Origin of the sequence: Actinomadura miaoliensis (genome assembly GCF_039536785.1) — a bacterium.
Classification (GTDB): domain Bacteria; phylum Actinomycetota; class Actinomycetes; order Streptosporangiales; family Streptosporangiaceae; genus Spirillospora; species Spirillospora miaoliensis.
In genome coordinates, this window is the sequence record NZ_BAAAZG010000025.1 from 251,307 (window position 1) to 274,855 (window position 23,549).

Below are 23,549 nucleotides of genomic sequence, written 5' to 3' on the forward strand. Positions count from 1 at the left end.
TGTGGTTCGGCGTGAGCCCTGATCGCGCCAGGTCCCTACCCGATCCATGCCCGAAACCTGTGGAGTGTGCCCGATGACCACTCGTCTGGACGTCCGTCCCCGGTCCGTCCTGTCGTCCCGTCCCCGTCCGGCCGTCCGTCCCGTCCCGTCGTCCTCCCGGCCGTCCTCATCCCGGCCGTCCTCGCCCCGGTCGTCCGTGCCGTCGTCCGGGTCGTCCTGGGCGCCGGTGGTGGAGTGGGACGCGGTGCGGGGTCTGCACGTCGCGCGGTGCGTCCGGTGCGTCGAATTCTTCACCTCGTCCCGCCTCGACCTGGTGGAGGACTGGGCCACCACGCATCGGTGTGACGCGGAACTGGCGGCCCTGCTGGCCCACATCGCTGGTGGGCGGGCGGCGTGAGTCGGCTGCTGGGTGCGGTGGCGGACTCGGGGCCGGTGGTGGTGCTCGCCGGGATCGCGGCAGCCGGGTCGTTCACGCACATCCGTGACACGGCCGTTGAGCACGGGCAAGGCGGCTGGATGGCCTGGGCGGTGGCGGTGTGCATCGACCTGACCTGCGTCATGGCCGCAAGGGAACGCCAGCGGGACAAGCGCACCGGCCGCCGCCCGGGGCGGCTGTCGTGGCCGACGCTGGTCCTGGTCGGCGGGATCCTGCTGAGCCTGGCGGCGAACCTGGCGCAGGCCGAACCGTCCGCCTGGGGCTGGATCACGGCTGCCACTCCGGCCAGCGCCTTCCTGGTGGCGGTGTCCATGCTGGAACGCCGCGCGGCCGGGGCCGGCGCGGGGTCTCGGTCGGCGGTTCCGGCCGTCCTGTCCGCCCCGCCGTCCTTCGGCCGTCCGTCCTCCTCCGCGCCGTCCTCGTCCGGCGCGTCCTCGGAGCCGTCCGTGCCGTCGTCCTCGGCGTCGCCGGTGGCGTCCCCGCCGTCCTTGGACTCGACGGGGGACGACGCGGCTCGTCCTGGGCTGACGGTCGTCGGCGAGCCTCATCCCGCTCACGACCAGGACGACAGCCAGGGCGACCAGGACGGCAACGAGGACAGCGACGAGGACGACGACCACAGCGGCGAGCAGACGGCGCTTCCTGTGCCCTCCGCTGACCGTCGTGGCGGGTCGTCGGCTCCGGCGGGGCCGCTGCTGGAGTTCGCCCGGCGGGTGGCGGCAGAACACCAGGCCACACATGGGCGCCCGATCACCCGTGACGCTCTGCGCGCCCGGCTGGGTGTGTCCAACCAACTCGCCTCGGACCTGCTCCGCCAGGTCCGCAACCAGGACGCCGCGTGACACGCGTGGAGGACATCGTCATGCCGCACTCGACCGATCGGCCACCCGCAGACTCCGAGATCGACCGTGCGCCCCTGGTTCCGCCGGTGCGGCGGTGGCAGTGCTGCCACTGCGGCGGGACCGGCCTGACCGGCGACGGCGACACCTGCCCCCACGGCGACGGCTCCGGCCACTGCTGACAGGAGAACCCGCCGTGTTCCTTCGCCGCTGCGCCTTCGTCGCCTGCTGGCTGGTCCTGGTGCTGTTCGTGATCCGCCACCCGCGCCAGGCCGCCGACGCTACCGGCGCCATCGCGCACGCCCTGGCCGTGCTCGCCGACGCGGTCGCCGGGGTCGTCTCGGCGCTCTGAACCCCCCGGCCGCCCCCGGCGTGGCCGCACAGCCGCCAAGCACACGCACGCCACGTCGGGGGCCATCCCCTCACCCGATCTACAACCGATAGGAGACGCGCTCCATCGTGCCCGACACTCCCGGTTCCGCGTGGCTGACTCCGCTGGCCGTCCGCGACATGGCGGCCAAGCTGGCCCGGCCCGACTTCCGCCAGTGGGCCGCTCGCGCCCGAGCAACCGGCGGATGTGCACAGCCGATCCACCTGCGAGGCTCCGTCGAGTACCGCGACGGCCTGACCGGTGCGATCCTGCATCGCTACAGCACCGCCCGTGAGCCGGGCGGGGTGCTGCGGGTGGCCTGCAAGACCCGCCGCGTCTCCCGCTGCCCGGCCTGCGCCGAGATCTACCGGGCCGACACCTACCAACTCGTGCGCGCGGGCCTGGCCGGCGGCAAGGGCGTCCCCGATTCGGTGGCGCAGCATCCGGCCGCGTTCGTCACCCTCACCGCACCCTCCTTCGGACCCGTGCACGCGCGACGAGAGACGCCCGGCGGGACGGTGGCGCCGTGCCACCCTCGACGCGACGCCGGGCAATGCCCGCACGGACGGTCGCTGTCGTGCACTGTCCGGCATGCGGCCGATGACCCGCGCCTCGGCGAACCGCTCTGCCCTGACTGCTACGACTACACGGGCTCGGTGCTGTTCAACGCGCTGGCACCGGAACTGTGGCGGCGGTTCACCATGGCGCTGCGGCGTAGGATCGCCAAAGCCGCGGGCCTCACCCTGCGCGAACTCGGCGACACGCTCACTATCTCCTTCGCCAAGGTGGCCGAATACCAGCGGCGCGGCGTGGTGCACTTCCACGCCGTCATCCGCCTCGACGGTGCCCAGGGGCCGGCGACGCCTCCCCCCGCCTGGGCCTCCTACGAGGTGCTGGCCGACGCCGTCGACCAGGCCGCCCGCGCCGTCACCGTGACCACTCCTGCCGCGCCGGGCCTCCCGTCCCGGTCCCTGACCTGGGGTGCACAACTCGACGTCCGCCCCATCACGAGCACGGGGGACCTGACCGATGGCGCGGTGGCGGGCTACATCGCCAAGTACGCCACCAAGGCCGCCGAATGCACCGGCACCCTTGACCGTCGCGTCCGCGCCACCGATGACCTGGACGCGCTACCGGTCTCCGCGCACGCCCGGCGGCTGATCGCCGAGTGCCTGCGGCTGGGGCGCATGGAAGAGATGGCAGAGCTTCGGCTTGCCGAGTGGGCGCACATGCTCGGCTTTCGCGGCCACTTCTCCACCAAATCCCGCCGCTACTCCACCACCCTCGGCGCACTGCGACAAGCACGCATCGACCACAACCAGCACCAACACGACATCACCACCGGACGCCTGCCACTCACCGACGAGGACCAGGTCCTCGTCGTCTCCCACTGGCGCTACCTCGGCCAGGGACTCACACCCGGCGAAGCACTGCTCACCGCTGCCCTGACCGGCAAGCCGCTACCGCCCATCGCCCCCTACGAAGGGAGTACTGCATGACCAAAAAGCGCACGGAAGCGATCCCCTTCGCCGCTGGTGAGCGGCTGCTGACCGTCGCTGAGGCTGCCAAGGTGCTCGCCACCTCCGAGCGATTCCCGCGACGCCTCATCGCTGAGCGACGCATCCGCTTCGTCCGGCTGGGGGAGCCGGGCAAGCGTGGTCACGTCCGCATCCCCGAATCCGCACTCCGGGAGTTCATCGCGGCCGGACTCGTCGAGCCTCTGACCACCTCGGACGTCTGGAGGGCTGCCTGATGGCCAAGGGCAACAAGCCCGGTCACCGCCGGTTCGGCAACGTCCGTAAGCGTGACTCCGGCCGATACCAAGCCAGTTACATCGGGCCGACGGGACGGCGCCACTTCGCGCCCAAGACATTCGAGCGCAAGAGCGACGCTGAGCGGTGGCTGTCGCTAGTGGAAGCGCAGATCTTCAACGGGGACTGGACCGACCCGGACCGCGCCAAGGTCAGGCTCGGCGACTACGCCGCGAAGTGGATCGACCAGCGTCCGGGCCTGCGCCCCCGCACGGTCGAGCTGTACCGGTGGCTACTCAAGAAGCACATCGCCCCACACCTGGGCGCCGTGGAACTCGGCAAGCTCAGTACGGCGATCATTCGAGAGTGGCGCTCCAAGCTCCTGGCCGCTGGCGTCTCGGGGAGCATGACGGCCAAGGCGTACCGGCTGCTGCGGGCGGTGCTCATGACGGCCGTCGTGGAAGACAAGATCCTCACCCGCAACCCGTGCCAGGTGCGCGGAGCCGGCACCGAGGACGCCCCCGAACGCCCCACCCTCACCATTGCCCAAGTCTTCGAACTGGCCGAACGGGTCGGCGTACGGCCGGTCGGCAACATCCGCAAACTCGACTCGGGCGAGTACCGGCTTCGCTACCGGGTCAAGGGCGGCACCGTGCGACGCTTTCCGCAGACCTTCGCCACCCGCGTAGAGGCCGAACGTGTGCTGTGGAAGCTGGCCGAGGACGGACACGCGGACGTGACCCGAGACGACCGGTTGCGGGCGTTCATCTTGCTCGCCGCGTTCGCGAGCCTGCGATGGGGCGAGATCACGGCGCTTCGGCGGTGTGACATCGACCTCATCAACCGAACGGTTCGCGTCCGGGCCGCGTTCGTTGAGCAGGCCAACGGCCGGATGCTCCTCGGACCGCCCAAGTCCAGGGCCGGGGTGCGTACGGTCTCCATCCCGGCGGCGATCGTCCCGCACCTGGTCGCACACTTGAACCGGTACGTCCGGCCCGGCGATGACGCCCTGGTCTTCACGGGGATCAAAGGCGGGCCAATGCGTCGGAGCGGCTTCAACAAGATCACCCGATGGAAGTACGTCGTGGAAGCGCTCGGCGTGCCCAACCTGCACTTCCATGATCTGCGGCACACGGGCAACACACTGGCCGCCGACATGGGCGTCTCGACCAAGAACCTCATGGCGCGCATGGGGCACGACAACGAGCGGGCCGCGCTGCGTTACCAGCATCGGTCCAACAGCGCTGACCGTGCGATCGCTGACGGTCTGGATGCCCTCGTGCGGGCCGAACAGCGGCGGGACGGCGACGACGAGGACGGGGCAGCCGGGGCGGCGGGAGCGCTGGTGCCCGTGGCCTAATTGCCCGCTAATTGCCCGTCGGTGATCTGACGGCTAAACGATCAAGGCCCAGGTTCGGGGATCATGTCCCTGGCCTGGGCCTTTGGTGTGGAGCGGGTGACGGGAATCGAACCCGCGCTGTCAGCTTGGGAAGCTGAAGTTCTACCATTGAACTACACCCGCGTGGCGGTGGTGGCCGCCTCGCACATCGTACCGGAAACCAGGGGGTTGGTGAGAACGGTGTGCGGAGGCCGCGGGGGTGTCGCGGACCCGGTAGCGTGCTTGACGTGCTGCTCTCCGATCGTGACATCAGGGCCGAACTCGAATCCGGGCGGGTGAAGATCGACCCGTACGAGCCGAGCATGATCCAGCCGTCCAGCGTGGACGTGCGGTTGGACCGGTACTTCCGGGTGTTCGAGAACCACCGGTATCCGCATATCGATCCGGCCGTGGAGCAGAGCGACCTGACGCGGCTGGTGGAGGTGGACGCCGAGGAGGCGTTCGTGCTGCATCCCGGGGAGTTCGTGCTGGCCTCCACCTACGAGGTGTTCGGGCTGCCGGACGACCTGGCGGCGCGGCTGGAGGGCAAGAGCTCGCTCGGACGGCTGGGGTTGCTGACGCACTCGACGGCGGGGTGGATCGACCCCGGGTTCAGCGGGCACGTGACGTTGGAGCTGTCCAACGTCGCGACGTTGCCGATCAAGCTGTGGCCGGGGATGAAGATCGGGCAGATGTGCCTGTTCCGGACGAGTTCGCCAGCCGAGCATCCGTACGGGTCGGCGCGGTATGGGTCGCGCTACCAGGACCAGCGGGGGCCGACGCCGTCGCGGTCGTACCTGAACTTCCACCGCACCAAGGTCTGAGGCCCAGCGTTCACCGCCCTTTGGCGTAGGCGCGGTTGAAGCGGGTCGCCCAGTTGTGGAGTTGGTCGAGCAGTTCGGGCGGGTTGAGGACGCGGAAGTCGGCGTCGAGGGCGCCCAGCGCCATGGTCGGCCAGTCCAGGGAGTCGGTGGTCATGTGCACCCGGCAGTGCTCGGCGTCGATCTCCTCGACGGTGCTCCAGCGGCCCATGCGTTCGCGGACGGTCGCGGCAGGGGCGTCGACGAGCACCTCCACCTGGTAGGGGCGGGGCAGGTTCTCCAGGCCGGCGCGGACGAACTCGGCGGCGTCGGCGGCGGGCAGGTCGCGAGGACGGAACCGGGCGCCGGTGCCGTCCGGTGCCGAGAGCCGGTCGACTCGGAAACTGCGCCAGTCGTGCCGGGCGAGGTCGTAGGCGACCAGGTACCAGCGCCGCCCGAAAGGGACCAGCCGATGCGGTTCGACGTGCCGGTCGGTGTGGCGGCCGTCGGCTGCGGTGTAGGAGAAGCGGAGTTGTTCGCTGTCGCGGCAGGCCAGCGCGAGTGTGGTGAGGACGCCGGGGTCGACGCCCGCCCTGCCCGGACCGCCCCAGCCGGCGGGCACGGTCATCGCGCGAAGCGCCTCGACCCGCCGGCGTAGCCGGGGCGGCATCACCTGGACCACCTTGGCCAGCACGCGTACCGAGGACTCGGCGATGCCCTCGACCGCGCCCTGTGCGGCGGTCTGCAGCCCCACCGCCAGGGCGACCGCCTCCTCGTCGTCGATCATCAGCGGCGGCAGGGCCGCGCCGGCGGCCAGCTGGTAGCCGCCGTCCACGCCGCGCTGCGCCTCCACCGGATAGCCCAGCTCACGCAGCCGGTCGATGTCCCGGCGCAGGGTGCGGACGGAGACGCCCAGCCGTTCCGCCAGTTCGGTACCCGGCCAGTACCGGTGGGTCTGGAGCAGGGACAGCAGTCGCAGCGTCCGGGTGCTGGTGTTCGCCACGTTCTCCATCCTCGCGCAATTGAGGTCAGAAAGTGACCGCTGTGGCTCCTAGCGTGGGTTCTGCACGCGACGACCACGGAGGGCCGAGAACATGACCGTCAACGAGCTGACCATCACCCGCGAGCGCGCCGACCTGCTGGAGATGCTGGCCAAGCAGCGGCACTTTCTGCGCTTCACCACCCGGGACCTCACCGACGAGCAGGCCGGGCTGCGGACGACCGCCAGCGAGCTGTGCCTGGGCGGGCTGATCAAGCACGTCACCTCGGTCGAGCGGAACTGGGCGGACTTCATCGTGAACGGCCCGTCGGCGATGGGCGACTTCACCACCATGACCGAGGCGGACTGGGCCAAGCGGGCCGACGAGTTCCGGATGCTGCCCGGGGAGACGCTCGCCGGGGTGCTGGCCGCCTACGAGGAGGCGGCCAGCCGGACGGACGAGCTGGTCGTCTCCCTGCCCGACCTGGACGCCGACCAGCCGCTGCCGAAGGCCCCCTGGTTCGACGGCGACGTGCGGTGGTCGGCCCGCCGGGTGTTCATGCACATCGTCGCCGAGACCGCCCAGCACGCCGGGCACGCCGACATCATCCGCGAGTCCCTGGATGGCGCCAAGAGCATGGGCTGACCAGCGCCACGGCCGGCTGGTCTGCGGTGCTGCCCAGCCGGCCGGCGCCCCAAATGCCCAGCTGGCCGGCGCCCCAAATGCCCAGCCGGCCGGCGGCCCGGATGTCCGGCCAGCTCTCCGTGAAGGCGGGCGGACGTCAGGCCGCGGCCAGCAACGCAGTGCAGGTCGTCTGGAAGTTTCCGAATGGACGTGCAGGGCGGCCGCGGCCTCCTCGGCGCTGCGATCGCGTTCCATCCGGACGCGGACGGAGCTGAGCGGGTGTAAGCGGTGGGCGGCGTCGCAGGCGATCCCCTTGCCGAGGACCTGCTCAGCAAGAGCCCGCAGGGCGCTGCGGTCATCGGGGAGCCGATGGCTGAGCGCCGTCCGTCGTCGCCGTAGCGGACGAAGAAACGACGACCGAAATCGATCGCATGCCTGGATCGCCTCGTGCCGAGCAGCCCGTGCCGGGTCGTCAGGGAAAGACGGCACCTCTGCGCAGCCTCCCAGGGACCGACGCGACAGCGGCTCCGGCGACAGCGGCCAGGTGCTGGACGAACACGAGCTCCGGCAGGGTGGACGCCCGGGCATCCGGACGGAACGAGGTGCCCGGTAGGCCACCGGACGCGGGAGCTACAGAACGAATCCGCTTAGGTTCTCGGCGAGGTGTCCGGATTGAGGCGCAGGACGACGAGAGTTGGCGGGACGAGGACGTCCAGCGTCGGGCGACACAAGTCCACAAGACGAACTGGTAACCGGACAGGCGTTCCGGGACGTCGAGGAGGACACCGAACGCCGGAGCTGCGCCGCCGACCCGTTGTCGAGCGTCCTCGCTGATCGCCACCGCGACCAGGCAAACGCTCAGGGTGCTCGGCGGGCCGCCCAAGTCGGAGGCAGGACGACGAAAGTCGGCGAGACAAAGACGTCCAGCGGCGGGCGCCCCAAAACCACAAGACGAACTGGTAACCGGACAGGCATTCGGGGACGTCGAGGAGGGCCCCGCAGCCCGGACTGCACGCCGACCCATCATCCGGCATCCTCACTGATCACCGCCACGAACAGGACAAACGCCCGGGGGTACTCGGCGGGGCGCCCAAGTCGAGGGCAGGACGACGAGAGCCAGTGGACGTGGACGTCCGGCAGCCGCGGGCGGCCCAAATTCGCAGGAAGGGCTGGTAACCGGACAGGCGTTCCGGGACGTCGAGGAGGGCCGCGAACACATCGGACTGCGCGCCGACCCACCATCCGGCATCCTCACTGATCGCCGCCGCGACGTTGAGGAACGGGACGTTCGGCGGGCCCTGGCCGGGTGCCACCCGATCCTCGGCCGCCGCCGAAGGAGGTGTCGTGCAGCTGAGTACTGATGGCAAGGGGCACGCCCGCGTTGTTCGAGGCGTTAGAGGCGGCGGCACCGGGACGGCGTCGCGCGGCATCGCCCGACGTCCCGCAGCACCGCCCGACGTCCCGCGGCATCACCCGACGTCCCGCGGCATCACCCGACGTCCCGCGGCATCGGCCCGCGGTGCGGTGGTAGGCGTCCGGCGTCGGCGGGGCACAACGGGTGGCTGGTCCGAAGCGGCCGCGACCATTTCTCTGATCATCTGTCATGGGCCGCAATTGCACATTCGGCCGTGCGGGCGCCCAGGGCCAGCAGCCTGACGTTTCGCCGAATCTAGGACGACATCCCGGTACAGGCCCCACAACCCTCCGGATCGCCTCAGACGGCCGCACGTCCCACCGTACGCCCGATGAGCAGCCCAAACAGCATGATTCGGCAGTCTGCGAACATGCACATCCGCCGCCTTATCCTCTTACCTTTCCGGCGTTTCTGTCAGCACGACTATCGGGCGACTTCGCGGCGGTTAGTTTACCGTCGGCCGGTTTAGGCGCGCCATTTCCCGGGGCAGTCTCCAGGCGATTTCGCAGGCTGATCGCCGGGTTCGGAGGAGCTCATGTTCACGCGCAGGCAAGTTCTCAGGGTGGGCGCTGCCGCAGGTGCCGCGGCCGGCGGTGGGCTGACGCTCTTTCCCGCACGCGCCCTCGGAGCGGCACGGCTGCGGCCCATGGATCCGGCGAGAATCCCCAAGTACGTCGAGGAGCTCCTGATTCCGCTCGCGATGCCGCCGGTGGGCCGTCGCGGCGACATCACCGAGTACCGCATCGGGGTGCGGCAGTTCCGCCAGCAGGTCCTGCCGCGGTCCATGCCGCGGACCACCGTCTGGGGCTACGGCTCGACGGCGCATCCCGGGACGTTCAGCTATCCGGCTCACACCATCAACGCCAGGGTCGGCCGTCCAGTACGCGTGACCTGGATCAACCAGCTGATGGATTCCCGCGGCGATTTCCTGCCGTCTCTGGAGGCCGTGGACCCGACCCTGCACTGGGCCAACCCGCCGGGCGGCGCCGCCCGCCGAGACTCCACACCGGTGTTCAGCTCGACACCCGGCCCATATCGCGGGCCGGTGCCGATCGTGACGCATCTGCACGGCGGTCACACCCTGCAGGACAGCGACGGTTACCCGGAGGCGTGGTATCTCCCGGCGGCGAGGAACATACCGCGTGAATACGCCAGGGTGGGGTCCTTCTACGACCGGTTCCGGGCCGAATCCGAGCAACGGTTCGGTGTCCGGTGGCGGCCGGGCAGCGCCACCTTCCACTACGGAAACGACCAGCGCGCCACCACCCTGTGGTACCACGACCACGCGCTCGGCATGACGCGGACGAACGTCTACTCGGGGCTGGCCGGCTTCTACCTGCTGAGGGGCGGTCCGTCGGACCTGCCGGACGGCGTGCTGCCCGGTCCGACTCCCGGTGTCGGCGACCCCAGGGGCAAGCGCTGCTTCGACATCCCGATCGTGATCCAGGACCGGTCGTTCTACGCCGACGGCTCGCTGTTCTATCCGAACAGCAGATCGTTCGCCGGCTATCCCGGCCCGTACATCCCGGCCACGGACGTGCCGCCGATCTGGAATCCGGAGTTCTTCGGCAACGCGATGGTCGCCAACGGGAGGACATGGCCGGTGCTGCCGGTGGAACAGCGCCGATACCGGCTGCGGTTCCTCAACGGCTGCAACTCGCGGTTCCTGATCCTCAAGATCGCGGCCGACCCGGTCGCCCGGCCGGCTCGGGCGGCGCTGTCCATCTGGCAGATCGGCAGCGACGGCGGGTTCCTGCCCAAGCCCGTGCGGTTCGAACAGCTGCGGATCGCGCCCGGCAACCGGTGCGACACCGTCATCGACTTCAGCAAGGTCCCCGTGGGCACCGAACTGTGGCTCATCAACGAAGGCCCGGACACCACCATCGGCCGTGGCGCTCCCGGCGTGGACTTTCCACCGGCGAACCCGCAGACCACGGGCCAGGTACTGAAGTTCGTGGTCCGCCCGCGCAGCGGCCCCGACCGCAGCGTTCCGCCCGACCAGCTCCGGCTTCCCCCGTTCCCGTCGCTGGGCGCGGCGGCCAACACCCGCCGTCTCGTGCTCACCGAGGAGATGTCGACCGTCTCCAATCCCACCGCCAGCCCGATCCGGACGCTGCTCGGCACGATCAGCGCATCCGATACGGCGGTACCGCGCATGTGGGGAGACCCGGTCACCGAGTCCCCCATCCTCGGCGCCACCGAGATCTGGGCATTGCGCAATGACACCGTGGAAGCGCACCCGATCCATCTGCACCAGGTCCAGTTCCAGGTGGTCGGACGCGGTCCGGACGGCACGGCGCCACCGGGCCCGGGTGACACCGGCTACCTCGACACGGTGACCGCGCTGCCCCGGCAGACGACCCGTATCAAGGCCCGCTTCGACATCCCCGGACGCTTCGTCTGGCACTGCCACATGCTGGAGCACGAGGACAACGAGATGATGCGCCCCTACGAGGTCGTCCGCCGCCGCAAGCCCACCAAGGGCGACAGCCGCCCCAAAGACCGAGGCCATGGGGCGAAGCACTAACCCGGAGCCCCGCTGGTCACGCAGGCACACACTCGACTCCGAACACCGCAGGGCCGCCTCCCACACCGGAGGCGGCCCGCCTTCTACGCCACGCCTCAACGCTCAGGCCCCCACCTCCCCTGTTGCCACGCTGGTACCTCGCATGGAACGGGCCTCCTCCTTCACAACACCGCTCGCAAACAACCCTTCACCCGCCCCCCACTCACACTTCGTCAGTTCCACGCATGCAACATCGCGATGGCCACGCGACTCTGCGCCCTGTGGCGCCGACGCGCGCGCCCCGGCCGGCGGCAGGCAGGTAGCCGCTCAGGGCGCTCAGCCATCCTCAGCACTCAAGGCCACACTTCACCGTTTGCATGCATGTGCTTCGCATCGAACAGCTCCCCCTTTCCACACACCACTCACAACGCCGGGTCGTCGAGCGTGGGCCGACGTGCCGCAGGAAGGCGGGGAAGTGCCTGCCGGGGTAGTCGAGAGCGCGTGGGGACAGCACGAGCAGCCGGTCGACGCGGTCGAACGTGTCGATCACCGAGTCCAGCGGGTGCAGGCCGACCGCGTCGCGGGCGGCGTTGAGCGCCGACAGTCCCTCCCCACGGTTTGAGAGTGGACCCGATCGCGCAGGCGTCCCAGCACGTCAACCCTCTGCCCGCATTCACCCCGCGCACCTCGTCAATTCCATGCATGCGCCTCGCGATGGCCACGCGGCCCTACACCACGTGGCGCCGCCACACGACACGACGGGCGCGACAGGCAGGTAGTCGCTCAGGAGCGCACAGCCGTCCTCAGCGCTCAAGGCCCACAGTCACCTATTTGCGCGCATGTACCTCATATCGAACCGCTTCCCCCACACCACCACTCACATCAACCCCGCCCCGCTTCCACTCCCGGACCTCGTCAGTTCCATGCATGCGCCTCGCGATGGCCACGTGGCCCTGCGCCGCGTGGCGCCGACGCACGCGCCCCGGCCGGCGGCAAGCAGGGGTCGCTCTGGGGCGCTCAGCCCTCCTCAACACTCAAGGCCCACTGTCATCGGTTTGCACACGGATATGTCTTGCATCGAGCAGCACCCTTTTTCACTGACACCGTTCACACAACGCTGCGCCCGCTTCATCCGGCACCTCGTCAGTTCCATGCATGCGCCTCGCGATGGCCACGTGGCCCTGCGCCGCGTGGCGCCGACGCATGCGACCGGGTCGGCGACAGGCCGGGGGCCGCTCGGAGGCTCGTCAGCACTCAAGGCACACCGTCACCTGTTTCCACGCGTGTGCCTCAGCTCGAACGCCTCCCTTTGCAGCAACGTCGCTCACAAAAACCCTCGGCCCCCACCACCAACACGTCGTCAGTTCCATGCATGTGTGCCTCGCGCCGAACATTCCCTCCACCGCCACGGTGCGCGCTCAGCCCGGCACGCTCTCCACGCACGCGCTCACCTGCTCACACGCATGCGCCTCGCGCCAGGCCTCTCCACCGCCACGGTGTGCGCTCAGCCCCGCACGCTCTCCACGCACGCGCTCGCCTGCTCACACGCATGCGCCCCCGCGCCGAGCACCCCGTCCACCGCCACGGTGCGCACTCAGCCCCGCGTGCTCTCCGCGCACGCGGTCACCTGCTCACACGCATGTGCCTCGGGCCGAGCAGCACCGCCACGGTGTGCGCTCGGCTCCGCGTGCTCTCCGCGCGCGCCTGCTTAGGCAGGCGTCTCGCGACGGGGCCTCCTCCAGCGCCGCGGCGCGTGTGGAGCTTTTGCGCGCTCTTCGTGCACGTGCTCGGCTGGTTACGCGTAGGGGCCTTGTGCTGGGAGGCTCGCCCTTCCTGTGCTTGCGGCTTGCGCTTAGCAGTTCGTGGGACGTCGCGTAGCGCGGGATGTGTTGGGTTTGTGGCTTGGGTGATTGGTGGGGTTTTTGGTTTTCGTGAGGGAGTTCACGGGGTGTACGGGTGTTGGTGTGGGGAGAGGTGGGGAGGGGTAGCGCAGGGGCTTGTGCGTGGTTGCTGGGGGGTAGGTACTGGAACGTGACATCGCGGTGGGGTGTGAGCGGAGGGCCCCACCGTGGGGGGAGTGTGCGCGGACCGCCGCGGAGTGTGACTCAGATCACCAAAAGATGAAACATCTACCCAGGGAGGGTAGTTTCAGTCGACGCACAGCGTTGACGTCCGGTTGACCTTCACTTTGTGTGAACCACATCACGCCGGACGACAAGGCCGTGGAAAGGAAACCTCGGAGCGCCGCAAGGACGCGCTCATGGAGATGTTTCCGCGCGCCCCTGGCAGCCCCCGGGGGTGGCACCCGGCTCGTACCGGGTGTCCGTGGAAACCCGGAAAGGAGACCGTGTCCATACTCCGCGCGGAAAGCGTTACCAAGCTGTTCGGCCGCAAGACCGGCGAAGCTCTGCGAAAACTTGACGCCGGTGCGGATCTGGCGGAGATCCGCGCCCTGGGCGTGACTCCCGCCGTGGTCGACGCCACGTTCGAGGTGGAGCGCGGCGAGACCTTCGTGGTGATGGGCCTGTCGGGCTCCGGCAAGTCCACGCTGATCCGGATGCTGAACGGGCTGCTGGAGCCGACCTCGGGACGCGTCGAGGTCGACGGGCAGGACATCGCCCGCATGCCCGCCAAGCCGCTGCGCGAACTGCGGCAGAAGAAGATCAGTATGGTCTTCCAGCACTTCGCGCTGTTCCCCCACCGCAGCGTCCTCGCCAACGCCGCGTACGGGCTGGAGGTCCAGGGGGTGCCCAGGGAGCAGCGGGAGAAGACCGCCCGCGAGTTCCTCGAGGTGGTGGGCCTGGACGGTTGGGAGGACCACCTGCCCGGCCAGCTGTCGGGCGGGATGCGGCAGCGTGTGGGTCTGGCCCGCGCGCTGGCGTCCGGCACCGACATCGTGCTGATGGACGAGGCGTTCAGCGCGCTCGACCCGCTGATCCGGCGGGAGATGCAGGACCTGCTGCTGGACCTGCAGGGCCGGCTGGGCAAGACGATCGTGTTCATCACCCACGACCTCAACGAGGCCATGCGCATCGGTGACCGCATCGCGGTGATGCGCGAGGGCCGGATCGTGCAGATCGGCACGGCCGAGGAGATCCTCACCGACCCCGCCAACGACTACGTGGCGCAGTTCGTGCAGGACGTGGACCGTACCAGGGTCCTGACCGCCGCGTCCGTCATGGAGAAGCCGCTGGTCACCGTGCCCGCCAACACCGGCCCGCGGACGGCGCTGCGCACGATGCGCGAGCACCAGACCGGTGCGGCGTTCGTGGTGGGCCGCGACCGCAGGCTGGTCGGCCGGGTGAGCGCCGCCAAGATCGCCGACGCGGTGCAGGACGGGCGGCAGAACCTGGACGGGCTGCTCGACCCGGGCGACCTGGACCCCGTCTCCCCCGACACCCCGGTGGCCGACCTGTTCGCCCGCTGCGCCGAGAGCGACCTGCCGGTACCGGTCACCGACGGCAGGGGCACGCTGCTCGGCGTGATCCCGCGGGTGACGCTGCTGGCCGCGCTCGGCGCGATCAGCACGCATCTGCACGAGGTCACCGACTCGGCCGCGCCCCCGGCGGAGCCCAGGGAGAACGTGCCCGCGGCGACGCGGGAGGTGAGCAATGCCGGCTGACGCCGTGGTGGCGGCCGTGGAGCTGCCGCGCGCCCCGGTCGGCGAGTGGTTCGCCGACGTCGTGGACTGGCTGACCGACAACCTGGGCTGGCTGTTCGACGCGATCGGCTCGGCCGTGGAGGGCGCGGTCGAGGGGCTGACCAGCCTGCTGACGGCACCGCCCCCGCTGGTGCTGGTCGGCGTCTTCACGCTGCTGGCGCTGTTCCTGAGCGGCTGGAAGCTGGGCGTGTTCTCGCTGGTGGGCTTCGCGCTGATCGACAGCATGGAGCTGTGGGAGCCGGCCATGGACACCCTCGCGCTGGTGCTGGTGTCGACGGTGGTGGCGCTGATACTGGCGCTCCCGCTGGGCGTCGCGGCGGCGCGCAACGACATGACCAGCCGGGTGCTGCGTCCCGTGCTGGACTTCATGCAGACGATGCCGGCGTTCGTCTACCTGATCCCGGCGATCTTCTTCTTCAGCATCGGTGTGGTGCCCGGCGTGGTGGCGACGGTGATCTTCGCGCTGCCGCCCGGGGTGCGCCTGACCGAGCTGGGCATCCGCGGCGTCGACGCGGAGATGGTGGAGGCCGGCGAGGCGTTCGGCACCGCGCCGGGACGCATCCTGACGCGTATCCAGATCCCGCTGGCCATGCCGTCCATCATGGCGGGGGTCAACCAGCTGATCATGCTGGCGCTGTCGATGGTCGTCATCGCGGGGATGGTCGGCGCCGGCGGCCTCGGCGACGAGGTGCTGCAGGGCATCCAGCGGGTCGACATCGCCAAGGGCTTCGAGGGCGGGCTCGCCGTCGTGGTGCTGGCCATCTTCCTGGACCGCGTCACCTCGGCGCTGGGCGACCGCTCGGCCGTGTCCCGCGCCACCGCCAAGATGACCGCCTGATCGACCTGCGGCGGACGGACGGCCGCCCCCGCGCGCACACGGGCACGAGCCGTGGTGCGCACCCGTGACGCACGCGGGCGGCCGTCCAGGCGTGGCGCCGGACGACCGTGCCCGGAAACCCCCGGTACGCCCGCCTGAACTCCTGTAACCGACGGAAGGACATGACAGCATGCGCTTGAAGTTCAAGGGTCTGACCATCGCCACCGCGGCGCTGGCCGTGGCGCTGACCGCGGCCGGATGCGGCGGCGGATCGGGCTCGGGGGACGACAAGGAGATCACCATCGGCGTGGTGGCGGGCTGGGCCGAGGGTGAGGCCGCCACGGCGCTGTGGAAGCGGATGCTCACCGACAAGGGCTACACCGTCGAGGTGAAGACGCTCGACACCGGTCCGCTCTACACCGGCATGGCGCGCGGCGACGTGGACGTGTTCGTGGACGCCTGGCTGCCGGGCACCCACGAGGACTACTGGAAGCGGTACGGCGACAAGCTGGAGAAGATCGGCGTCTGGTACGACAAGGCGCCGCTGACGATCGCGGTCCCGAACTACTCGCCGCTGAAGTCGCTGGAGGACCTCAAGGGCAAGGGCGGCCAGTACGGCGGCAAGATCATCGGCATCGAGAAGAGCTCGGGCCTGTACCGGGTGGCGCAGGAGAAGATGCTGCCCGCCTACGGGCTGAAGGACGAGTACGAGGTGACGACCTCGTCCACGGCGGCCATGCTCAGCGAGCTGAAGAAGGCCACCGACGCCAAGAAGGACATCATCGTCACGCTGTGGCGGCCGCACTGGGCGTACAGCAAGTACCCGGTCCGCGACCTGGCCGACCCCAAGGGCGCGATGGGCCAGCCCGACGGCATCAACACCGTCGCCCGCGAGGACTTCAGCAAGGACCAGCCCGAGGTCACCGGCTGGCTGAAGAAGTTCAAGATGAACGACCAGCAGCTGGGGTCCCTGGAGGACCTCATGGAGAACAAGTACAAGGGCAAGCCCGACCAGGCGGTCGACGAGTGGCTGAAGGCCAACCCGACCTTCGCCACGTCGATCACCGGCTGATCGCGCCGCCGGCGTCACCGAGAACGTCGCCGCGCAAGGAAAAGGGCCGTCCGGTCACCGGACGGCCCTTTCCCTTTGCTCGCGGTCGGTCAGCTCACTCCGCGGGGCTCACTCCGCGGGCTCACTCCGCGGTGGCGGGCTCCTTCTCCCCCTGGGGGCTGCCCTCGCCCTTGACGGAGCGGATGAGCAGCTGGGAGACGTCCACGACCTCCAGCGACTCCTTGGCCTCGCCCGCGTTCTTCTTCTCGTTGATGGCGTCGCCCAGCATCACCAGGCAGAACGGGCAGGCGGTGGAGACGGTGTCGGGGTTGGTGCCCAGGGCCTCGTCCACGCGCTCGGTGTTGATGCGCTTGCCGATGCGCTCCTCCATCCACATGCGCGCGCCGCCGGCGCCGCAGCAGAAGCCGCGGTCCTTGTGCCGGTGCATCTCCTGGGTCTTGACGCCCGGGACCTTGGCCATGATGTCGCGGGGCTGCTTGTAGACCTTGTTGTGGCGGCCCAGGAAGCACGGGTCGTGGTAGGTGATGTTCTCCTCGATCGGGGTGATCGGGGTGAGCTTGCCCTCCTCGACCAGGTGCGCCAGCAGCTGGGTGTGGTGGACGACGTCGTAGTTGCCGCCGAGCTGCGGGTACTCGTTGGCCAGGGTGTTGAAGCAGTGCGGGCAGGTCGCCACGATCTTCTTGGCGCCGGCCTCGTTGAGCGTCTCCACGTTCTGCTGGGCCAGCATCTGGAAGACGAACTCCATGCCCAGGCGGCGGGCCGGGTCACCGGTGCAGGCCTCCATCGGGCCGAGCACGGCGAACTTGACGCCCGCGATGTGCAGCAGCTCGGCGACGGCCTTGGTGGTCTTCTTGGCGCGGTCCTCCAGGGCGCCCGCGCAGCCCACCCAGAACAGGTACTCGGCGTCCTCGGGGACCTTCTCCTCGACGACGGGGACCTCGAAGTCCAGCTCCTCGATCCATTCGAGGCGCTTCATCTCCGACATGCCCCACGGGTTGCCCTTGTTCTCCAGGTTCTTGAGCATCACGCCCGCCTCGGACGGGAAGCTCGACTCGATCATCACCTGGAAGCGGCGCATGTCCAGGATGTGGTCGATGTGCTCGATGTCGACCGGGCACTGCTCGACGCAGGCGCCGCAGTTGGTGCACGACCACAGCACGTCGGGGTGGATGACGCCGTCCTCGCCGACGAGCGGCTTGTCCACCTGCATGGCGGTCTTCTGCTCGTCGGTGAACTTCTCCCGCTCCTCCTCGGAGGCGAGCATGTAGGGGGCCTTGGCGAACGCGTGGTCGCGCAGGTCCAGGACGACCATCTTCGGCGACAGCGGCTTGCCGGTGTTCCAGGCCGGGCACTGCGACTGGCACCGCCCGCACTCGGTGCAGGTGGCCATGTCGAGGAAGCCCTTCCAGGTGAAGTCCTCGATCTTGCCGCGGCCGAAGACGTCCTCGTCGGGGTCGGCCTCCTCGAAGTCCAGCGGCTTGCCGTTGCTCATCATCGGCTGGGCGGCGCCCAGGCCGTCCGGGCGGCGCTTGAACATGACGTTCAGCGGCGCCAGGAAGATGTGCAGGTGCTTGGAGTTGACGACGATGACCAGGAAGATCAGCGCGACGTAGATGTGGGCCAGCAGGCCGATCGACTCCAGCACCTCGAGGGTGTCGTGGCCGAGCCCCTCGAACAGCTGCCCGGTCAGGTAGGAGAAGTACGCGCCCTTGCCGAAGGCGAGGTTGCCGCTGGCCTCGGCCACGCCCCGGAAGAAGAACATCGTCCAGATCACGTTGAAGATCATGAACAGGATCAGCCAGGCGCCGCCGGTGTGCGAGCCCTTGAACCGGGACTTGCGGTCCAGCTTCTTCGGCGAGTTCTTCCACCGGATGATCGAGAACACGACGAGCCCGGCCAGGCACAGCAGCGCGATGGTGTCCTGGACGAACCCGATCGGGCCCCACGTCTGCAGGCCGGGGATGTGCGCGTCCAGCCCGAACAGCAGCGCGACGGCCGCCTCCAGGTAGACGGTGATCAGCAGGATGAACGCCCACATGACGAAGAAGTGCGCCAGGCCGGAGGCGGTCCACTTGAGCAGCTTGCGCTGACCCATGACCTCCACGACCTGGCCCTCCAGGTCGGCCTTGGGATCACGCTTGACCTGCAGGACGCGCTCGGGGTCGGGTTGCCCGCTGGTGAACAGCTTCCACAGGAACAGGACCCGCCGCCCGGCGAGCGCCACCGCGACCGCCGTTCCGGCGAGCCCGAGTATCAATGTGAGCCAGAACACTGTTCCGTCCTCCCGAGGTACGGCGTCGGCTGCCAGCGTAGGGCTCGCGACAGTCCGTGATTCATCCGGGCCCCGAATACTACTCGGCGGTAGCTTATGCTCCTTCCACCGCATGCGTCGTCCCACCCGGCCACAGGACGCCGCCCCCGCGAGGGCCGGTCCCGGCCACGCGAGATCGCCTATATATATGCACCGCGAATCGGCCGGACAAGCCCGGCGGCGCATGGGTTTCCGGCGCGGGTCAGTCGTCGATCGTCTGTTGGTGGCCGCGGGGGCAGTGGCCCACGGTGCAGTCGTAGAAGCCTTCGTCGAAGCGGACCTGGGGGTGCCAGTCGGCGCGGCAGTAGTTCAGCTCGCAGTGGCGGCAGTAGAACGGCGCGAGCTGCCAGTCCTTGGCGCGCAGCCAGGCGGCGTCCGGCCGTTCCTGTGCCACGAACCAGGCCATCTCGTCATAGGTCAGGCGCTCAATCGCGTGCCATACCGTGCCCAGGAAGCCGTCCAGGACGGCGCCGTCCCGGGGCTGCCGCTGATATCCGAGCGGTGGCCCCATGTTCACGGGGCCCTCGCGGGGCTGGAGCCGCACGGTGGCCGCCACCTCGCCGCACTCGGCGCAGCGGAACGCCACCCCCCGCTCGCTCATGGGTTCGCCGAACCTTGTGATCCCTTCCGCCACCATGGCCCCAGCCTTCCCTACCTGGACACGGAGTGGCCAGTCGTGGGCGGTCAGACGCGTTCGAAGACGGCGGCCAGGCCCTCACCGCCCTCGAAGCGCTCTCCTCCTCATCGGACGGGCCCGCCGGGTACCGCGCCGGACGGCTTCGGTACCCGGCGGGCTCGCCACCCGCTCTGCCGGCCCTCGACCCGCCGCCCGATCACCTCGTCCCCAGCGAGCCGGCGGACGGGCGGCCGGCGCCACTGGCGCACGGGACGGGGATGCGTCCGCCACCGTCGCGGCTGCTCCTGCCGGTAGCGCGGTATGGCGCTTTCCGCGCTCGGGGCTCGGCGACGCCGGTCAGTGGTAGAAGCAGACCAGGTCGCGTTCGGCCGCCACGCATTGGCGGAGCCAGTCGCGGATCTGCAGGATCGCCTCCAGCGCCTCCCGATCGGTGACGGCGTCCTCGTTCAGGCCGTCGAAGCGGGCGAGCAGCGGGATCATCTCGGCGCGCTTCAGATGGCCGATGTTGGGGAAGTCCCCGATGAAGGGCAGCGAGATCGGCGCCCCGCCGAAGATGAGGTCGGTGGGGTCGAAGTCCACACCGGCGTTCTTGAGCTCGCCGGCCACGGTCTCGAACCACGAGAACCGCATGCCCCACCAGCCCTCGTTGGGCAGGCTCCACCCCGCGTACCCGCAGAGGATCTTGAGGCAGTAGCCGTAGAGGAAGCCGATGCGGTCGTCGTACGGCTCTCCCATGATCATCTGCTCCAGGGCCCGCTCGGCGGACGGCACGTCGTCGCCGTCCAGGCCGGTGTCCTCGCGCAGTTCGTCCAGGGACGCCAGGTGGCTCGACCACTGCGAGCGCAGCCGGTCCAGCAGCGCGGTGTCGCGCGAGCCGATCATCGCCTGGAGCTCGTTCAGGGGCACGGCGTAAGGCATGATCGCGTAGCTCATCGAGGGTCTCTCCTCCGTGATCGACGTGTTGATCAACGAAGGGACGCCTCCGCGCCCGGGTCCGGTTCCATCGGGCCGCGGGCGCGGGCGTGACGGGGCCGGGGCCCGTCAGACGCGTTCGAAGACGGCGGCCAGGCCCTGGCCGCCGCCGATGCACATGGTCTCCAGGCCGTACCGGGCGTCGCGGCGGTGCATCTCGCGGGCGAGGGTGGCCAGGATGCGGGCGCCGGTGGCGCCGACCGGGTGGCCGAGGGAGATGCCCGAGCCGTTGACGTTGAGACGGTCGAAGTCGGCGTCCTTGAACTCCCACTCGCGGGTGACGGCGAGGACCTGCGCGGCGAACGCCTCGTTCAGCTCGATGAGGTCCATGTCGGCGAGGGTGAGCCCGGCGGCGTCCAGGGCCTTGGCCGAGGCGGGGACGGGGCCGATGCCCATGGTGCGCGGCGGCACCCCGGCGCGGGCCCACGACACCAGCCGGACGAGCGGCCGCAGCCCCAGTTCGGCGGCCCGTTCGGGGGTGGTCACCACGCACACGGCGGCGGCGTCGTTCTGGCCGCTGGCGTTCCCGGCGGTGACGGTGGCCTCGTCGTCGGTCCTGCCGAGGACGGGACGCAGCTTGGCCAGGCTCTCCATGGACGTGTCGGGCCGGGGGTGCTCGTCGGTGTCGACCACCGTGTCGCCCTTGCGCGACCGGATGGTCACGGGGACGATCTCGTCGTCGAACCGGCCTTCGCGCTGGGCGGCGACGGCCCGCTGGTGCGAGCGCACGGCCAGCTCGTCCTGCTCCTCGCGCGGGATGCCGTACTCGCGGCGCAGGTTCTCGGCGGTCTCCAGCATGCCGCCGGGGACGGGGTGGTTGCGGCCGCCGGCGGTGACGCGGCCGCGCGCCAGCGAGTCGTGCAGCTCCAGGGAGGCGCCGCGCAGGCCCCAGCGCGCCTCGGTGGTGTAGAACGGCGCGTTGCTCATGCTCTCCGCGCCGCCCGCGATGATCAGGTCGCTGACGCCGGTCTGGATCTGCATGGCCGCGTCGAGCACGGCCTGCAGCCCCGAGCCGCAGCGCCGGTCGATCTGGACGCCGCCGACGCCGACGGGCAGCCCGGCGTCGAGCGCGGCGACCCGGCCGATGGCGGGCGCGTCGGAGGTCGGGTAGCAGTGGCCGAGGATCACCTCGTCCACCGCGTCGCCGGGCAGGCCGGTGCGCTCCAGCAGCGCCCGGATCACGGTGGCGGCCAGCTCGACGGGCGGTACGGGCTTGAGCACCCCGCCGAACCGGCCGATCGGGGTACGCAGCGGCTCGCAGATCACCACATCGCGCATCGTTTCGCTCCTCACCGTGAAACCGGCCCAACCAGGCCACTGCGCGACGAACAGCGGCCACTGCGAGGCTACGCCGTCCGCCGATCACCCCGGCCTCCGGCCTTCCGCTCAGTGAAGGTTGAATGCGGTCAGGAATCCGCGCGCGAACAGGAGGCGGCGATGGACGGCTGGGCGGAACGGGTCGGCACGGTGCGGGTGGTCGGCACGGGCGTGATGGGCCGCGGAATCGCACAGCTGGCGGCGGCGGGCGGGCTGACGGTCGAGCTCGCCGACGTCCGTCCCGAGGCGGTGACGGCCGCCGTCGACCACGTGTCGGGCATGTTCGGCAGGCTGGCGGCCAAGGGCCGGATGACGGACGAGGACGCGGCGGCGGCGACGGCGCGGCTGCGTCCGGTGGCCGGGCCGCTCGCCCCGGCGGACGGGTGCGACCTGGTGATCGAGGCCGTCCGCGAGGACGTGGCGACCAAGCGGGAGCTGTTCGCCGCGCTGGAGAAGATCTGCCCCGGGCACACGGTGCTGGCGACCAACACCAGTTCGCTGTCGGTGACGGCGATCGGGGCGGGGCTGGCCGATCCGAGCCGCCTGGCCGGGCTGCACTTCTTCAACCCGGTGCCGCTGATGCGGCTGGTCGAGGTGATCGCCGGGGCGCGGACCGCCGCGTGGATCCCGGGGGCGCTGACCGATCTCGTCCGGCGGCTCGGCCACGAACCGGTGCTGGCGCCCGACACCCCCGGGTTCCTGGTCAACCACGCCGGGCGCGGCCTGGTGACCGAGGCGCTGCAGATCCTGGGCGAGGCCGTGGCCGAGCCGGTGGACGTCGACCGGATCGCCCGCGACGTGCTCGGCCTGCGCATGGGCCCGTTCGAGCTGCTGGACCTGACCGGGCTGGACGTGTCGCATCCGGTGCTGGAGAGCATCTGGACGGGCTTCTACGACGAGCCGCGGCTGCGTCCGTCCCGGATCACGCGGGCGCGGATGGAGGCGGGGCTGCTCGGCCGCAAGTCCGGCGAGGGCTTCTACCGGTACGTGGACGGCGCCAAGCAGGAGCCGCCGGAGGCCGCCGTCCCGGCCGCCGAGGCGCGTCCGGTCTGGGTGCACGACACCGAGCCGGGCGTGCGGGACGCCCTCGGCTCCCTGCTCGGCCAGAACGTCGAGCGGGGTGAGCGCCCGTCGGCCGACGCGGTGGTGCTCGTCGCCCCGTACGGGCGCAGCGCGCTGGACGTGGCGCGCGAGCACGGCCTGCCCGCCGAGCGGGTGCTCGGCGTCGACCCGCTCGGCGGTTTCGCATCGCGGCTCACCCTCGGCGTGCATCCCGGCGTGGACCCGGCCGCCGGGCGTGCCGCGCTGGCCGCGCTCGCCGCGACCGGACGGCCCGTCACCGTGGTCCGGGACGCGCCCGCGCCGGTGGCGCAGCGGCTGCTCGCCTCCATCGTGAACGTCGGCTGCGCCATCGCCGAGCAGCGGCTGGCCCGCGCGGACGACATCGACACGGCGGTGCGGCTCGGCCTCGGCTACCCGCGCGGCCCGCTGGAGTGGGGCGACCACGCGGGCGCCGCCACCGTGCTGCGCGTCCTGCGCGGGCTGCACGCCGCGACCGGCGACCCGCGCTACCGCCCCAGCCTGTGGCTGGCCGAACGCGCCGAACTCGGCCTCCCGCTCACCGCGGCCGGCACCACGCCGGGCGACCTGCTCTGACGGGCCCC

18 protein-coding genes, 1 tRNA gene and 1 pseudogene are annotated in these 23,549 nt (G+C 70.3%); 14 read left to right on the forward strand and 6 right to left on the reverse strand.

Going from position 1 to position 23,549, the window contains the following annotated elements:
* The first annotated feature begins 73 nt into the window (after positions 1–73).
* The 7 genes from ABD811_RS20310 (at position 74) to ABD811_RS20340 (ending at position 4,756) form a co-directional block, all read left to right on the forward strand.
* Complete coding sequence (locus ABD811_RS20310) at positions 74–397, forward strand: hypothetical protein (protein WP_344949775.1); 324 nt, start codon at positions 74–76, stop codon at positions 395–397.
* A complete protein-coding gene (locus ABD811_RS20315; RefSeq protein WP_344949778.1) occupies positions 394–1,278 on the forward strand; it encodes a DUF2637 domain-containing protein in 885 nt (294 codons plus the stop codon). Before ABD811_RS20310 ends, ABD811_RS20315 begins: the two co-directional genes overlap by 4 nt.
* The gene (locus ABD811_RS20320; RefSeq protein ID WP_344949781.1) at positions 1,275–1,457 is read left to right on the forward strand and encodes a hypothetical protein; all 183 of its coding nucleotides are present in this window, start codon (positions 1,275–1,277) and stop codon (positions 1,455–1,457) included. The genes ABD811_RS20315 and ABD811_RS20320 overlap by 4 nt, the downstream gene beginning before the upstream one ends.
* A gap of 14 nt (positions 1,458–1,471) precedes the next feature.
* Entirely contained in the window at positions 1,472–1,627 is a 156-nt protein-coding gene (locus tag ABD811_RS20325; RefSeq protein WP_344949784.1) for a hypothetical protein, read from the forward strand.
* Positions 1,628–1,785: 158 nt separating this feature from the next.
* Positions 1,786–3,144, forward strand: a complete 1,359-nt coding sequence (locus tag ABD811_RS20330) for a replication initiator (RefSeq protein WP_425549439.1) — start codon at positions 1,786–1,788, stop codon at positions 3,142–3,144.
* On the forward strand, positions 3,141–3,398 hold the full coding sequence (locus tag ABD811_RS20335) for an excisionase family DNA-binding protein (RefSeq protein ID WP_344949789.1): 258 nt from the start codon (positions 3,141–3,143) through the stop codon (positions 3,396–3,398). Before ABD811_RS20330 ends, ABD811_RS20335 begins: the two co-directional genes overlap by 4 nt.
* Positions 3,398–4,756 carry a tyrosine-type recombinase/integrase gene (locus ABD811_RS20340; protein ID WP_344949792.1) on the forward strand — a complete coding sequence of 453 codons (1,359 nt, stop codon included), beginning with the start codon at positions 3,398–3,400 and terminating at the stop codon, positions 4,754–4,756. Before ABD811_RS20335 ends, ABD811_RS20340 begins: the two co-directional genes overlap by 1 nt.
* A gap of 88 nt (positions 4,757–4,844) precedes the next feature.
* On the opposite strand, the gene ABD811_RS20345 is transcribed toward ABD811_RS20340, so the two are convergent.
* Positions 4,845–4,918: transfer RNA gene (locus tag ABD811_RS20345), tRNA-Gly, on the reverse strand.
* Positions 4,919–5,022: 104 nt separating this feature from the next.
* On the opposite strand from ABD811_RS20345, the gene dcd reads away from it, so the two are divergent.
* Positions 5,023–5,598: a dCTP deaminase gene (dcd, locus tag ABD811_RS20350; RefSeq protein ID WP_344949795.1), complete on the forward strand. Its 576-nt coding sequence runs from the start codon at positions 5,023–5,025 to the stop codon at positions 5,596–5,598.
* Positions 5,599–5,608: 10 nt separating this feature from the next.
* On the opposite strand, the gene ABD811_RS20355 is transcribed toward dcd, so the two are convergent.
* Complete coding sequence (locus ABD811_RS20355; protein ID WP_344949798.1) at positions 5,609–6,577, reverse strand: helix-turn-helix transcriptional regulator; 969 nt, start codon at positions 6,575–6,577, stop codon at positions 5,609–5,611.
* Between the two features lie 91 nt (positions 6,578–6,668).
* Here ABD811_RS20355 and ABD811_RS20360 point away from each other — a divergent pair, with 91 nt between their 5' ends.
* From ABD811_RS20360 to ABD811_RS20380, 5 genes and pseudogenes are all read left to right on the forward strand, one after another.
* On the forward strand, positions 6,669–7,199 hold the full coding sequence (locus ABD811_RS20360) for a DinB family protein (RefSeq protein WP_344949801.1): 531 nt from the start codon (positions 6,669–6,671) through the stop codon (positions 7,197–7,199).
* A 2,039-nt stretch (positions 7,200–9,238) separates the two neighbouring features.
* A complete protein-coding gene (locus tag ABD811_RS20365) occupies positions 9,239–11,119 on the forward strand; it encodes a multicopper oxidase family protein (RefSeq protein WP_344949804.1) in 1,881 nt (626 codons plus the stop codon).
* 2,326 nt (positions 11,120–13,445) lie between these two features.
* Positions 13,446–14,720 carry a quaternary amine ABC transporter ATP-binding protein gene (locus ABD811_RS20370; RefSeq protein WP_344949807.1) on the forward strand — a complete coding sequence of 425 codons (1,275 nt, stop codon included), beginning with the start codon at positions 13,446–13,448 and terminating at the stop codon, positions 14,718–14,720.
* Between the two features lie 136 nt (positions 14,721–14,856).
* A pseudogene (locus tag ABD811_RS20375) lies at positions 14,857–15,597 on the forward strand (ABC transporter permease); the annotation flags it as partial.
* A gap of 169 nt (positions 15,598–15,766) precedes the next feature.
* Entirely contained in the window at positions 15,767–16,648 is an 882-nt protein-coding gene (locus tag ABD811_RS20380; protein WP_344949809.1) for a glycine betaine ABC transporter substrate-binding protein, read from the forward strand.
* Positions 16,649–16,769: 121 nt separating this feature from the next.
* Here the strand turns inward: ABD811_RS20380 and ABD811_RS20385 are convergent, their stop codons facing one another.
* The 4 genes from ABD811_RS20385 to ABD811_RS20400 all read right to left on the reverse strand — a co-directional run bounded on the left by ABD811_RS20385 (position 16,770) and on the right by ABD811_RS20400 (position 21,846).
* Positions 16,770–18,920 carry a (Fe-S)-binding protein gene (locus ABD811_RS20385; protein ID WP_344949812.1) on the reverse strand — a complete coding sequence of 717 codons (2,151 nt, stop codon included), beginning with the start codon at positions 18,918–18,920 and terminating at the stop codon, positions 16,770–16,772.
* 241 nt (positions 18,921–19,161) lie between these two features.
* Positions 19,162–19,560 (reverse strand): hypothetical protein, encoded by a 399-nt coding sequence (locus ABD811_RS20390; RefSeq protein WP_344949816.1) that lies wholly within the window; start codon positions 19,558–19,560, stop codon positions 19,162–19,164.
* 372 nt (positions 19,561–19,932) lie between these two features.
* On the reverse strand, positions 19,933–20,529 hold the full coding sequence (locus ABD811_RS20395) for a DUF7691 family protein (protein WP_344949819.1): 597 nt from the start codon (positions 20,527–20,529) through the stop codon (positions 19,933–19,935).
* 108 nt (positions 20,530–20,637) lie between these two features.
* On the reverse strand, positions 20,638–21,846 hold the full coding sequence (locus ABD811_RS20400; RefSeq protein WP_344949822.1) for an acetyl-CoA C-acetyltransferase: 1,209 nt from the start codon (positions 21,844–21,846) through the stop codon (positions 20,638–20,640).
* 159 nt (positions 21,847–22,005) lie between these two features.
* Here ABD811_RS20400 and ABD811_RS20405 point away from each other — a divergent pair, with 159 nt between their 5' ends.
* Complete coding sequence (locus ABD811_RS20405) at positions 22,006–23,541, forward strand: 3-hydroxyacyl-CoA dehydrogenase (protein ID WP_344949825.1); 1,536 nt, start codon at positions 22,006–22,008, stop codon at positions 23,539–23,541.
* Positions 23,542–23,549: the final 8 nt, after the last annotated feature.